The sequence below is a fragment of the Algibacter sp. L3A6 genome, assembly GCF_009796825.1.
GTDB lineage: Bacteria > Bacteroidota > Bacteroidia > Flavobacteriales > Flavobacteriaceae > Algibacter.
Genome location: NZ_CP047030.1, coordinates 1072139 through 1086980, shown reverse-complemented (window position 1 = coordinate 1086980; position 14842 = coordinate 1072139). Strand labels below are relative to the sequence as shown.

10 protein-coding genes and 1 tRNA gene are annotated in these 14842 nt (G+C 33.5%); 8 read left to right on the top strand and 3 right to left on the bottom strand.

Translation table 11 applies throughout. The features are described 5' to 3' along the window. The first annotated feature begins 58 nt into the window (after positions 1–58). The 6 genes from GQR98_RS04565 to GQR98_RS04540 all read left to right on the top strand — a co-directional run bounded on the left by GQR98_RS04565 (position 59) and on the right by GQR98_RS04540 (position 8606). Positions 59–140: transfer RNA gene (locus GQR98_RS04565), tRNA-Leu, on the top strand. 523 nt (positions 141–663) lie between these two features. Then, positions 664–2700, top strand: coding sequence for a transketolase family protein (locus GQR98_RS04560; protein ID WP_159018477.1), 2037 nt, complete (start codon positions 664–666; stop codon positions 2698–2700). Between the two features lie 88 nt (positions 2701–2788). Continuing rightward, positions 2789–3445, top strand: a complete 657-nt coding sequence (fsa, locus tag GQR98_RS04555) for a fructose-6-phosphate aldolase (protein WP_042502600.1) — start codon at positions 2789–2791, stop codon at positions 3443–3445. A gap of 40 nt (positions 3446–3485) precedes the next feature. Further along, positions 3486–4172, top strand: coding sequence for an NUDIX hydrolase (locus tag GQR98_RS04550; protein ID WP_159018476.1), 687 nt, complete (start codon positions 3486–3488; stop codon positions 4170–4172). A 231-nt stretch (positions 4173–4403) separates the two neighbouring features. Next, positions 4404–5969, top strand: a complete 1566-nt coding sequence (locus GQR98_RS04545; protein WP_159021081.1) for a solute:sodium symporter family transporter — start codon at positions 4404–4406, stop codon at positions 5967–5969. A 264-nt stretch (positions 5970–6233) separates the two neighbouring features. Then, positions 6234–8606, top strand: coding sequence for a GAF domain-containing protein (locus GQR98_RS04540; protein WP_159018475.1), 2373 nt, complete (start codon positions 6234–6236; stop codon positions 8604–8606). 19 nt (positions 8607–8625) lie between these two features. Here the strand turns inward: GQR98_RS04540 and GQR98_RS04535 are convergent, their stop codons facing one another. From GQR98_RS04535 to GQR98_RS04525, 3 genes are all read right to left on the bottom strand, one after another. Continuing rightward, the gene (locus GQR98_RS04535; RefSeq protein WP_159018474.1) at positions 8626–9759 is read right to left on the bottom strand and encodes a PepSY-associated TM helix domain-containing protein; all 1134 of its coding nucleotides are present in this window, start codon (positions 9757–9759) and stop codon (positions 8626–8628) included. Between the two features lie 50 nt (positions 9760–9809). After that, entirely contained in the window at positions 9810–12206 is a 2397-nt protein-coding gene (locus GQR98_RS04530; protein WP_159018473.1) for a TonB-dependent receptor, read from the bottom strand. Positions 12207–12350: 144 nt separating this feature from the next. Next, on the bottom strand, positions 12351–13547 hold the full coding sequence (locus GQR98_RS04525) for a Pycsar system effector family protein (RefSeq protein ID WP_159018472.1): 1197 nt from the start codon (positions 13545–13547) through the stop codon (positions 12351–12353). A 209-nt stretch (positions 13548–13756) separates the two neighbouring features. On the opposite strand from GQR98_RS04525, the gene msrB reads away from it, so the two are divergent. Both msrB and msrA read left to right on the top strand, forming a co-directional pair. After that, entirely contained in the window at positions 13757–14203 is a 447-nt protein-coding gene (msrB, locus tag GQR98_RS04520) for a peptide-methionine (R)-S-oxide reductase MsrB (protein WP_074937013.1), read from the top strand. Positions 14204–14256: 53 nt separating this feature from the next. Continuing rightward, complete coding sequence (gene msrA, locus GQR98_RS04515) at positions 14257–14799, top strand: peptide-methionine (S)-S-oxide reductase MsrA (protein ID WP_159018471.1); 543 nt, start codon at positions 14257–14259, stop codon at positions 14797–14799. Positions 14800–14842 lie beyond the last annotated feature (43 nt).

Here is a 14842-nt window from a genome sequence, read left to right as displayed (position 1 = left end):
TTTTTTTGTGCAAAGAAGTTTGCAATTTGAAAATCTTGTTTATATTTGCAGTCCTTAAGCGGGCGTGGTGGAATTGGTAGACACGCTAGACTTAGGATCTAGTGCCTCACGGTGTGGGAGTTCGAGTCTCCCCGCCCGCACAGTAACAAAAAAAGCCGACTAATTTTTAGTCGGCTTTTTTGTGTTTAATAGTTTAGTATTGCGGTTTTTATGGCTTCAAAATAAAACCGTATTGTATTACAAATTCGATGTGTTGAAATTTGTGATGTTGCAAACTCTTCGGAATAAGGTTAAATATTAGAGCGCTTCATCTTAAATTTTCCTTTTTTGGTTCAATTAAAAATTTCACGTTTATAAGACGGTATTTCTGTGAAATAAAAATAATAAGGCAAATTATCTTTTAATTATTCAATTTAAAACTAAAATTATTAACAAAAAGCTTCATTTGTTGTATAAAACGTTACATGTTTATTATGCCTATCGTTTAATTAGATGTATTTTTACGGCGCAAAATTTAGTGTTTTAATAATTAAGTGTTTTACCGACACTTAATTATATTTTAATTACTACATTTGCATCATGCTATTTTATAACGGTTTTAATTGTTTTGAAATAGTGAATCTATTAAAGTTAGAGTTATTAAAAATTAACCATAAATTTAAAATGAACAAACAAATTGATCAACGAGCAGCAGATAATATTAGAGCATTAGCTGTAGCAATGGTAGAAAAAGCGAAATCAGGTCATCCAGGTGGTCCAATGGGTGGAGGAGATTTTATGCACATCCTGTATTCAGAGTTCTTTAATTATGATCCAACAGATATGGAATGGGCGTTTAGAGATCGTTTTTTCATGGATGCTGGTCACTTATCAACCTTAATGTATGCACAATATTACCTGTTAGGTAACTATGCAAAGGATGATGTTGCTAATTTCAGACAATGGGGTTCTATTACGCCAGGTCACCCAGAAGTTGATGTAAAACGTGGTATTGAAAATACGTCTGGACCATTAGGTCAAGGGCACACTATGGGTGTGGGAGCAGCAATTGCAGCTAAGTTTTTAGAAGCACGTTTTGGAGATTGGATGAATCATAAAATATATGGTTTTATTTCTGATGGAGGTATTCAAGAAGAAATTTCTCAAGGTGCTGGGCGTATTGCTGGGCATTTAGGGTTGAGTAACTTTATTATGTTTTTCGATTCTAACGATATTCAATTATCTACACCTACAGATGAGGTAACTACAGAAGATACCGCAATGAAGTATGAAGCTTGGGGTTGGAATGTAGTAACTATTGATGGCCATAACCATGATGAAATAAGAAAAGCATTAACAGATGCTAATATCCAAACTGAAAAACCAACATTAATTATTGGTAAAACAATAATGGGTAAAGGTTGTGTTACTGCAGATGGTAGCATGTTTGAAGGACATTGTGAATTACACGGACAGCCTATTGGAGCTACCGGAGCAGATTACGCAAAAACCTTAGCTAATTTAGGTGCAAATACTGAAAGTCCTTTCGATATTTTCGATGACGTTCAAGAATTTTATAAAAACTTAGTTGCAGAAAAAACAGCAAAAGCTGCTGAAAAGAAAGCAGAAATAGCAACTTGGAGGATAGCAAACGAAGCTTTAGCTACAAAATTAGATTTCTTCCTTTCTGGTGAGTTACCAGAATTAGATTTCGCTTCAGTAGAACATAAAGCAGGTTTAGCAACAAGAGCAGCATCTTCTGGTATTTTAGGTTACTTAGCCGAAAATGTAGAAAACATGATTGTTTCTTCTGCCGATTTATCAAACTCTGATAAAACTGACGGATTCTTAAAGAAAACACACGCTCTTAAAAAAGGTGATTTTACAGGGTCGTTCTTACAAGCAGGTGTTGCTGAGTTAACAATGGCTTGTATAGCAAATGGTATTGCGCTTCACGGCGGAATTATTCCGGTTGTAGCAACATTCTTTGTGTTTTCAGATTATATGAAACCAGCTATTCGTTTAAGTGGTATTCAAGAATTAGGTGTGAAATATGTTTGGACTCACGATGCTTTTAGAGTAGGTGAAGATGGGCCAACACACCAACCAGTTGAGCAAGAAGCTCAAATTCGTTTATTAGAAAAATTAAAGAACCATAGCGGAAACCCAAGTTTCTTAGCATTACGTCCTGCAGATTCTGCAGAAACTAGTGTCGCTTGGAAAATGGCTTTAGAAAATAAAAACACACCAACAGGTTTAATACTTTCTCGTCAAGGTATTAAAGATATCGAACCTGAAGGGTCTTCAAGATATGAAGAGGCTTTAGCTTCTGAAAAAGGTGGTTATTTAGTAAAAGAAGTTGAAAATCCAGATGTGGTTTTAATCGCAAACGGATCTGAAGTTGCTACTTTATTTGCAGCAGCCGAAATATTAGAATCTCAAAACAACTTAAAAGTCAATATTGCTTCGGTAATTTCAGAAGGTGTTTTTAGATTACAATCTAAAGCATACCAAAACTCTGTAATTCCTGCTAACACACCATTATTTGGTTTAACAGCTGGTTTACCTGTAAACTTAGAAGGTTTAGTTGGAGCTAATGGTAAAGTATTTGGTTTAGAGCACTTCGGTTACTCTGCACCAGCATCTGTACTAGATGAGAAATTTGGTTTTACTGGTGAAAAAGTAAGCAACCAAGTATTAGAGTATTTAAAAACAGTTTAAAAATTAAAATATACTGCACCTAAAGCTATAGTTTATCTGTGTTTTAGGTGTGGCATATTCAATTAATAAAACAATAACAACTAACAATATGAAATTTTTTATTGACACAGCAAACCTAGGTGAAATTGCAGAAGCACAAGCTTTAGGCGTTTTAGATGGTGTAACAACAAACCCGTCATTAATGGCGAAAGAAGGAATCACTGGTTCTGAAAATATTTTAGCGCACTACCAAAAAATATGTGATTTAGTAGATGGCGATGTTTCTGCTGAGGTAATTTCTACCGATTTTGATGGTATGGTAAAAGAAGGTGAAGCTTTAGCAGCTTTACACCCACAAATTGTAGTGAAATTACCTATGATTGCTGATGGTGTAAAAGCTTGTAAGTATTTCTCTGATAAAGGTATTAGAACTAATGTAACTTTAGTATTTTCTGCAGGGCAAGCCTTATTAGCAGCAAAAGCTGGAGCAACTTACGTATCTCCTTTCTTAGGTCGTTTAGACGATATTTCTACAGATGGTTTAAACCTTATCGATGAAATTAGAATGATTTATGATAACTACGGTTTTCAAACTCAAATATTAGCAGCTTCTATACGCCACACTATGCACGTAATTAACTGTGCTAAATTAGGTTCGGATGTTATGACAGGACCTTTATCTTCAATTACAGGTTTGTTAAAACACCCTTTAACTGATAGTGGTTTAGCTAAGTTTTTAGAAGATTATAATAAAGGAAATCAATAATAACTGTATACTAATTTGTTGAATTTTTACTTTTAACTGAATGATTGAATCGAATAGCATAAACAACAACATTCAGCAAATTAAGGTAGCAGTAGATTGCATTATTTTCGGATTTAATGATAACAAGTTAGAATTGTTATTAATTAAAAAGAAAGAAAATCCCGAAAAGGGAAAATGGTCTCTAATTGGCGGTTTTGTTGGCTTCGATGAAGATTTAGACGAAGCTGCCAATAGGATACTATCCGATTTATCTGGTTTGCAAGATATTTATATGGAGCAAATTAAAACCTTCGGAAAGGTCGATCGCTGTTCGTTCGATCGTATTATATCTTCGACCTATAGCGCCATGATTTTAAAATCACGCTATACCGAGGATAAAATTAGCAAGTACAATGCGCAATGGTTTCCAATAACCGAAGTTCCTGAACTTATTTTTGATCATAATGATATGGTTGATATTGCCATTAAAAGAATGCGTCGTAGGGTTAGAAACTTTCCTATTGCCTTCAATTTATTACCTCCAAAATTTACTTTACCACAATTACAAGTGCTTTATGAGGGGATTTTAGATGAAGAATTAGATAAAAGAAACTTCCGTAGAAAGGTCGCTCAAATGAAGTATTTAGTAAGGCTCGAAGAGAAAGATATGTCGGAGTCCAGAAGAGGGGCTTTTTTATATCGCTTTGATGAAACGTTATTCGAAAATGAACAAAACTTTAATCTGTAATTTAATTGCAGATTTTTTTTTTGGTTAAAACGGTACGTTTTTCTGTAATACTAATTTTTATGATTTGTACAAATTATCAATAAGTTATTCTTGTTTTAATCTTGTAACCGAATAAAAAAAGTATACATCAGCACGGTTGTTTCAGTTTTTTTTATGACATTGTAGCGCCTATTATTTTTCTTTAAAGAAAATAATGAAAATATTAACTAAACCAAACTATAAAATATTATGATGGCTATTATCTCTTTTGCAGGATTTACTTTGCTAGTTGCGCTTATTGCGTGGTGGTCAACACGAAAAACAGACGAAAAATCTTCCGATGGTTACTTTCTTGGAGGCCGTAGCCTTACCGGGCCAGTAATTGCAGGGTCATTGTTATTAACTAACCTATCAACCGAGCAAATTGTTGGAATGAATGGTGTTTCCTTTAGAGATGGGGCACCTATTATGGCATACGAGGTTTTAGCAGCCATTGCTATGGTTTTTACAGCCTTTGTGTTGTTACCTAAATATCTTAAAAGTGGTATTGCAACCATTCCACAGTTTTTAGAAAATCGTTACGGTAAAACAACAAAAACAATTGTTTCACTTTTATTTCTTTTAGGGTACGCTATATCTATGCTGCCTACTGTTTTATACTCCGGAGCGTTGGCGTTAAACACCATGTTCGATATTCCTGAAAAACTTGGTATGGGGCCAGAAGCTACACTTTGGGTAACTGTAATTTCAATTGGAGTTATTGGTAGTATTTATGCTGTTTTTGGAGGTCTAAAAGCTGTTGCAGTATCAGATTCTATTAATGCTGTTGGGTTAATTATTGGAGGTTCGTTAATTCCTATATTTGGACTAATGTATATTGGTGATGGAAACATGTTTACGGGGCTTGATACCTTAACAACTGCACTTCCTGAAAAATTTGATATTATTGGAGGTCCGGATTCTGATGTTCCTTTTTGGACACTTTTCACAGGTATGGTTATATTAAATTTCTATTACTGGGGAACCAACCAAGCTATTATTCAACGTGCCTTGGGTGCTAAGAATTTAAAAGAAGGTCAAAAAGGACTTTTAATAGCGGCTTTTATTAAAATATTAGGGCCAATTATTGTGGTGCTACCTGGTATTATTGCTTATTATATTTTCAATGGTGATTTAGCAAATGCGGATGAAGCATACCCAATGTTAGTTAAAAAAGTATTACCTGTAGCCTATATAGGTTTCTTTGCGGCGGTGCTTTTTGGGGCTATTCTAAGTTCATTCAATAGTGCTTTAAATAGTTCTGTAACACTTTTTGGTTTAGATTTCTACAAGGAGTATATTAATAAAGAAGCTACAGAATTACAAGTGGTAAAAGCTGGGAAAATATTCGGTATAATTTTAGCTATATTTTCTATAGCTATTGCTCCATTATTATACGGTGTAGAAGGTGGTATTTTTACTTATTTACAACAACTAAACGGAACGCATAGTGTGCCAATTTTAGCTATTGTTATTGTAGGTGTGTTTTCTAAACGTGTTTCTGGGAAAGCTGCAAACATCGCTATATTAATTAGTGTAGTAACTTATTTAGTAACACTATACGGTATTGAACCAGACATTAGTTTCTTACATTTAATGGGTATTCTGTTTGTGTTAACAGTAGTTGTTATGTTTGTAATTAGTCACTTTATTCCTAGGGAAACAGATTACGTACAAGAGTATACTAAACAAGTAGATATTACAAATTGGAAATATTTAAAACCTGTTGGAGCTATTATTGTAGCTTTAGTTATTGGTTTATACTTTGCGATGTCTTAAAAAAATAAAATAAATCAAGGCTTTTAAATAGACTCTATTTAAAACTTTCATGTCAATACATTAAAACGCTTTAGTATTTCTGAAAACTTCACTTAAAATGAACTTTTCAGAAAAACTAAAGCGTTTCTGTATGTTATAGTGTGTCTTTTTTAGAGTTAAAAAAAACTTTAGAACGTCGTATATCGTTAAATAACGTTAGTAAAGGGTATAATAGGCGACCAAATCAATTAATTTGTAACTTTGCATTCGAAGTAGTAAAAGTAAATGGATATAAACGATAACATAGAATCGCCTTTAAACGTAAAGATAAGTTTCAATAAATTGTTAAAACAATATGAAACTTTGGCATTGAGCACCGATCCTTTTTTGGCAAGTAAGGCTAATGGGGTTTTGGATATTGCTAAGCAATACCCAGAGTTGCGCGATGGTTTTAGTAGAGTTTCGTCTATTAAAGAAAGAGAAAAAGAGATTGCGTTTATTCTTCAAGATACGTTTAGTCCGTTGCTAACGCATAACGAAATTAAAACAGCTTCAGCTCCTTTTAATGATGTGATTTTCAACGCGTCTGAACGCTTTAAAAACATAATAAAAACAGCTGGTGATGGGTTTCAACTTCAAATGAAAAACATGCCGCATGATGATATTTATGTTGGAGCTTGTACCATTATTTTAGGTTTTTGTCACGGGTTTAATATCAATTTTAAGCGTCCGTTTTATTACGAAATACCTGATGCCAAAGGTATTATGCGTTATTATAAAATACTTTATAATGCCGATTTTTGCGAAATAACACCAGATGAAAACGCTCCGAAAATAACACAAGCCGATTACGATGAGTTACTCGATAATTTTGACAACATAGCACTTTGGAAAGAGAAATTTCCACCAAATAGCTATACATTCAAGGGTTTTGTGATTTCTAATATTTTTGATGTTACAGACGATCAATCTATATCGAATATAAAATCGAGTTTAATTAGTAAAGACAAGCGTAAGCGAAATAGCTTCGTTGAAGGTTTTCAAGATATTTTTAGTTCTCTTTTTGGAATTAAGGATTTAAAAGTTGGTTTTTCTATTTATAATAAAGAAGAAGATGTTTTTGAGCGCATATACGGTTCTGGTATGCACAGTTATTTACTTGGTAAGAAAACCACAAAACAATGTACTAGCGCTTTATGTACATGGTCTTACGATAAATTATTAAAAGAACATAAACATTTTTCGGTATCCGATGTCGATAAAATGTTCGAGTTATCACAAGGTAAAGCTCCCCATATTGCTAGTTTGCATGAACAAGGTGTTAAAAGCGCCATTTTTGCACCCATTGCAAATGATAAAGGGCTTATGGGTATTATTGAAATTGTTTCTACAAAAAAACAAGTTTTAAATAGCGTTAATGCAAATAAGTTAGAAGATGTATTACCGTATATTGTATCTGCTGCAGAACGTAATATAGAAGAGGAAGCTAATTTAATTGAAGCGATAATTCAAAAAGAATGTACCTCAATTCACCCTAGTGTACATTGGAGATTTGTAAAAGAAGCTAAGAACTTTATAAAATCGGAGATGCTTGGAGAGCAAGCTGCTTTTAAAAAGATAGCTTTCGAAAACATATATCCGCTTTATGGTCAAATAGATATTAAAGGCTCTTCAGAAGCTAGAAATGAGGCTACAAAACAAGATTTAGCTTTGCAATTAAGTGCTGCTAAAACTATTTTTGAATATGCTGTAAAAATAGAAGCATTGCCAATTTACGATCAGTTTATTTTTCAAATTGATGAGTTTTTACTTGCACTAAATGTACATTTTCAGGTAGATAGTGAACAGCAAATTTCTACGTTTTTTAAGAATGATATCGATTCGGCTTTAAAACATTTATATGTTATAGATGAATTAAAACCACACTTAGATGTGTATTTTGAAACACTAGATGATAAGTTAGGTATGCTTTATAACCACCGTAAACAATATGATGATACGGTGACTTTAATAAATAAAGACATGGCATCTTTGCTTGATAAAAAGCAAAAAGATGCACAACGTATGTATCCGCATTACTTCGAACGTTTTAAAACGGACGGCGTAGAGCACAATATGTATATTGGAGAATCGATAACCAAAGAGGACTCTTTCAATCCTATCTATTTGTACAATTTACGCTTGTGGCAATTGCAAGTCATGTGCGAAATGGAAAATGATTTCTATCAAAAACAACATAAATTCCCGGTAGCCTTAGATGTAGCTTCTATGGTGTTAGTCTTCAGCCAACCTTTAACGATTAGTTTTAGAATGGACGAAAAACAATTTGATGTAGACGGTACTTATAATGCCCGATACGAAATTGTTAAAAAACGTGTAGATAAAGCTTTTATAAAAGGAACCTCTGAGCGTGTTACACAAAAAGGAAAAATCAGTATTGTGTATTCTCAAAAGCAAGATGAATTGGAGTATTTAAGATACATTAAATTCTTGCAAGCAAAACATTATGTAGATACCGATGAGGAAATTGTAGAACTTGAAGATTTACAGTCTGTAACAGGATTAAAAGCCATTCGAGTAAGCATACTTTATCATAGAAGTGAAAAAGATAAAGCGTTCTATACTTACAACGATTTAATGAAGGAAATTAAAGCTTAACTTCCTTCATTTTATAATATTATACTGTGGTAGTTTTTGTCTTTTTATAATGTCTGCCATACCATAAAAGTACACCTGTTACGGGTAAACTTGCGGTTAGTAAACTTATTATAAAAGCAATTATTTTTCCAACAATACCTCCAATAGCTCCTATATGAATATCATAATTCATACGAAGTATTTTATCTGGAACTTTAGCGTCAACATATTTTCCAAAAATGGCAGGTGTTTCTATTTCTTCTAAAGTGTTTTGATCGAAAAATCTAAAATCAGAATCGTAAAATAAATCGTTACTGTTTGAGACTTCAACATAAACACTAGAAGAATCGGTTTTTGGGTAATGCAATTCAAAATTTTCTGCTCTTGGCGATTCTTTTCTAAGCTTCATCATTAATTGATCAATGGGTAATATGTCAGCATTGTTAAGAGCTACTCCGCTCGTGTTTTCAGGTATTATAAACGCCGGAACTTTATCACCTCCTGTAGAAACATAAACTACATATTTTAACCAATTATAAGACATTACAGATCCTGTAAAAGCTAAAACTAGAGCTAGAGAACAAATATAAAAACCAACTACGGTGTGTAAATCGAAGTTTTTACGTTTCCATCGCGTTGTGGATTTCCAGTCGAATTTTAAACGTTGTTTTAAGTTTTTACGTTTTTTAGGAATCCAGAGTATAAATCCAGAAATAATAATAAAAATAAATATTAAAATGGATGCGCCTACCACGTGTTCTCCAATGGCTTTAGGCAGCCATACTCGTGTATGCCCTTTTAAAATAAATGCAAAAAAACCACTAAGGTGGTCGTCTACTTGAATAATGGCACCAGAATAAGGGTTTAGAAATATGCTTTGGTAAAATTCGGGTTCTGCATCGTAAAAAATAACTTCAATAGCATCATCTGCTTTTCCAAATACACTCCCGTGAATGGTATTATTTGGAAAGACTCTTTCTGCAGTTTTTTTCACTTCCGTTGGTGTTAAAAAAGCCTGGTCCTGCGGTGTAACTTTTTTGTAATCGTTATACTGGTTTTCAATTTCGGTTCTAAATGCCCAACAGCAACCCGTTACGGAAACTATAAAAACGACTATGCCGGTAGCTAAACCTAATATTTTATGTAACGTTAATATGTTTTTTTTAAATGCCATAGTTATTTAATAAAAGGCAACTTTTTAGGGTTGCCTTTGTGTGTGTATGGTTAAAATTTGTAATCGAAAGACGCTAAGAATGTTCTGTTTTGTTGCGGAGTTAATGTGCTCCAGCCAGAGTAGTATTCTTCATCTGTGATGTTGTTTCCTTTAACACTTATTCTGAAGGTATCATTTTCATAATAGATTGAAGCGTTAAAAACTGTGTATGCTGGTAAGGTAAATCCGCCAGAGGGTGTGTAATCGTTCATGGTATTGTAATCGCTAGAACCATTAAAGCCTGCTCCAAAACCGAAGTTTTTAGCAAATCCTTGAGTAAATTGGTAATCACCCCAAAAGTTATATAATATATCTGCCCCAGCTTCAGCAGGGCGTAAGCCTATTAAATCTGATCTTGATGCCGATTTTGTAACTTCAGAATCATTAAAGCTAAAACCACCACGTAAGTTTAAACCATTTACAGGGCTTGCGTTTATCTCTAGTTCAATACCGCTACTTTTTACGGTGCCATCTTGTTGTTTGCTAGAGCCGAAGCCCATAACTTTATCGTCTACTGTAATGTTATAGTAGTTTACGGTAGCTTCTAATCTATTGTTGAATAGATTGGTTTTTACACCAAATTCTAATTGATTGGCTTGCTCTAAATCGAAAGATTGTAACTGAGTGCCAGCTGTTGGATCGTTATTATCAATAGCTGTTAATTCTGGATTGATGTATGAAAAACTGTTTTGGTAGTTTGCAAATACAGAAAGTTGATTTAATATAGGCTGAAATACAATTCCGAATTTAGGTGAAAATGTAGATTCATCATAAGCCTGATGATCATCCGACGGATCGTTTATATCGCCTTTGTATTCAAACCTGTCGTAACGTAAACTTGCCATAGCGGAAAGGCTAGGTGTTATGTTTAAAACGTTAGAAATATAAGCACCAAAAACGTTTTGCTTAGTTTCAATATTATTACGATCTAAACCGGATAGAATAGCATTTAAGTTATCGGCATTTACTTCTGGTTCTGAGAAAACCAAGTCGCCTTGCGCATTTACGCTATGCAAATAGCCCCAGCCTGAACTTTGGTCTATTATAGTAGACTCTAAATAATCTACGCCAATTAATAGTTTGTTTTGTAAATCACCTATTTTAAAATCTCCAGTGAAATTTTGTTGTAGATTCATGGTTCTTGTTTTTGCATCAGTATCTTGTGCGTACAAAGCAAAGTTAAGACTGTTTGCAGAGTTGAATAAGTAAGTGTAAAACCCATTAGATTTAGCAAGACCACCGGCTACAATAGATTGAGAAGACCAGTTGTCTGAAATTTTATAAACGGCTTCACCTCTATAATTTTGTGTAATGTTTTTAATAACAACATCGTTATTGGTTAACGACTTGTCTCTGTCGTAATTTAATTCTTCAACGGTATTAAATAGTAAAGGTGCGCTTCTGTTAAAGAATAAAAAAGTTTGATTAGTTTGCTCGTTATCCGAAGCTTCGTAAGCAAAATTTAACGTCAGTTTGTTATTTACTTTATATGAAATTGAAGGGGCAACAAAAACTGATTTTTTAAAGCCAAAGTCCTGAAAACTATTATCTTTTTGGTAACCTGCATTAAAACGTAATGATACTTTATCGCTTGCGCTTACATTAACATCTGCATTTAGTTTTCTAAAATCATTAGAACCTCCCGCAACGGAAATACTTCCGCCTGTGCCACTATAAGGTTTTTTTGTTACAATATTTATTAGTCCACCGTATGAGGTTATAGAACTTCCAAATAAAGTTGCAGATGGACCTTTGATAACTTCTACACGTTCTACATTCGATGGGTTTATAAAACCATTTGTAATTCCGGCAACACCGTTAACCAATTGCGGTTGTACCGAAAAACCACGAATAGAATAGTAACCTGCGCCATCACCACTTCGTCCAGTAGACGACCATAATTTGTTCACACCTACCGCATTTTTTAGAGCATCTTCAAAATTATTAACAGATTGAGATACTAATAATTGGTTGGTTACTGTGCTGTAAACTTGAGAGTTTTCAATGTTTTTAAGTGGCATTTTAGAAACATATGCACTTTGTTTTCTTGAGAATTTGTTTTTACGTTTTGTGTCTAGAACAATTTCTTGCAAAAGTTCATTTCCTTCGTAAAGTGATATGTTTCCTAAATCGAAAGTATTGCTGTTGGCTATAGAAAAAGCTATTTCTTTAGTTTTGTAACCTAAGTAGGATATGGATAGTATGTAATCACCATCGCTAATATTCGAGATTTCGAATGTGCCATTTTCATTAGTTTGTGCACCTTTTACAGTGTTTTTAATAATGGTGTTAACTCCAAATATTGGAGATGAAGATGTATTTGTTATGGTTCCTTTTAGAGTTCCAGATTGTGCAAAAGTGAAGAGGCTAAGCAACAAAAAGGTTGTTAAAGTAAATGATGTTTTCATTTGTTTTTATTTAGACTTAATATGAATAACTGAGTTTTTCGTGCAAATATATGTGCTAGGTTAAATATAACCAAGCTATTTGTATTAATTCTAAATAAGATTATTGAAAGATATTATTTCACTTTAATTAACTAAAGAAATAGACTACACGAGTATTCCTGCAGAGTAAAATGAAATAATAAAGGCTATAACGCTAACTATTATGCCTACCATAAAAACGGTATAGGTGAGTCTGAGTATTTTATATTTTTTATCCAAAACCAAGCCTAAAAAGTATAAATCTTTTTTCATTGAGGAGTAAAGATAATCGCGATCTTGCATCATTTCTCCCATGGCCCATTCAAAGTCCTGAAGGCTCATTTTATGGAAATTTCCGAAGAATAATAAATTTACTTTTTTATTAGCAACATCTTCTTTTGTAAACTCCCCTCTTGTTACATTAGGGCGTGTAGCCATAATAGATAAAATTATGGAAGCTACTGTAAACATTATAAAAATGATGGTAGGTGTAATTAAATAATCGTTAGAAGGTTTGTCTAGTTTTGAAGCTAAATTAGAAAGCACTAAAGAAACAATAATAGCATTTACAGATAGTAAAATATTGGCTTTAGTATCGGCAATATTACTAAGTGTAATGTGGTTTTTTAAGGTTACTCTAAACATGGTTTCAATTCCACGTTCAGGTAATTCTATTTTTTCTTTTTTAAACTTTAATTCGGCTTTTTTCTGAGCAAGTTTACCTGTATCTAGTTTAATTTTTTTCTTTCTATTAATTAAACCAGCGAGGTTTTTTCCTTTACGTTTTTCCCAGTTTGCGGCAGCTTCATTTGTGAAAAAACGATGTTTTGTGCTTAAAAAAGTAATGTTTTCTTCTAGCCAGTCACTTTCAGATATTTTATAATCACTAATAAGTTCCCATTCTTTTCGAAGTAATTCCGAAGTATCGGTGTAATTTTTACTTCCAATATGTGCGCAATCGGCATCTTTTATAATTTTTTCAGGCGTTGTACTAGGAACAACTCCCATTTTGGTTGCCATAATAATATTAGATATAGCAACAATATCGTCTTCGCTTACGCCTTTGGCTTTAAGAAATTCTTTAGCTATCAGCACGCTCGCTTCCTCGTGGTTGTTTTTGTCCTTAGTATATCCGGTATCGTGAAACCAGGCAGCTATGATGAGTAATTCTTTTTGTTTATCGTCAATTTTTATCAATTCTGCTAATTCAGTAGCTTTGTTTACAACAAGTTGCGTGTGCGGAATGTTGTGGTAGGTAAACTCCGGAGTTAACTTTTCATTGAGAAGGTTGATAACAAATTTTTCAGCTTCAGCTATAAGCATATGTAAAACGTGTAAAAAGATTATTTAGTAAAAGTACGAAACTTTAAAAGATCAAAATATAATTACTATAGTAACGCTATTATTTGTCGTAAATTTATTGAATGCTTTCATATTAAAGTGATCTGCGGAAATAGTAAGGTTTTTGCTTAATTTTCGACTAAATTTTTATATCGAGCGTATATAAATTAAACAAAAAAAAGGAATAGAATATGCTAACTTGGAAAGATATTATTAGTTTTTCGGTTAACGGAAATCCAACACCAGATAAGCGTGTTGAAAAGACGGAAACTGAATGGAAGGCTCAATTAACACCTGAGCAATTTAGAGTAACACGATTAAAAGGAACCGAGAGTCCACATAGTGGAGCGCTTTGTACAGCTCATGATGCTGGTAAATATAATTGCGTGTGTTGCGATACACCTCTTTTTGATTCTACAATAAAGTTTAGTTCGGGAACGGGATGGCCGAGTTTTACACAGCCTATAAAAGAAAATGCTATTAAATACGAGCGTGATACCACTTATGGTATGGTTCGCGTTGAGGTTATGTGTAATACTTGCGATGCACACTTAGGGCATATATTTCCCGATGGGCCGGAACCTAGTGGTTTACGCTATTGTGTAAATTCGGAATCTATGCAATTAGAAAAAGCATAGTTGTAACAAAACACCTGTTTAGTTTTTACTAAGCAGGTTTAAATTTAAAACAAATGCAAAGCAAAAATATACAATTAGCCACACTTGGTGGTGGTTGCTTTTGGTGTACAGAAGCCGTTTTTCAGGAGGTAAAAGGTGTAGAGAAAGTCGTTTCTGGTTATGCAGGCGGTAATGTGCCTGGCCATCCAACATATCGAGAAATCTGTTCGGGTTTAACGGGGCATGCCGAGGTAATCCAATTAACTTTCGATGCTAACGAAATTTCATATGTCGATTTATTAACCATTTTCATGACCACTCACGATCCTACAACTTTAAACAGGCAAGGAGCAGATAGAGGTACACAGTATCGTTCGGTAATTTATTATCATAATAACGAGCAAAAGGAGTTGGCAGAAGTGATTTTAAAAGAAATGGAACCTTATTTTGATAACCCTATAGTTACCGAATTATCAGAGTTGCCTAAGTTTTTTGAAGCTGAAAAGGAACATCAGAATTATTATAGAGATAATGAAACACAAGGGTATTGCAGTTTTGTAATTACTCCTAAATTGGCTAAATTACGAAGTCTACACGCCGATAAATTAAAAAAATAATGCCTTTTCAGTACACACTGAAGAAAAATATAGATTCTATATT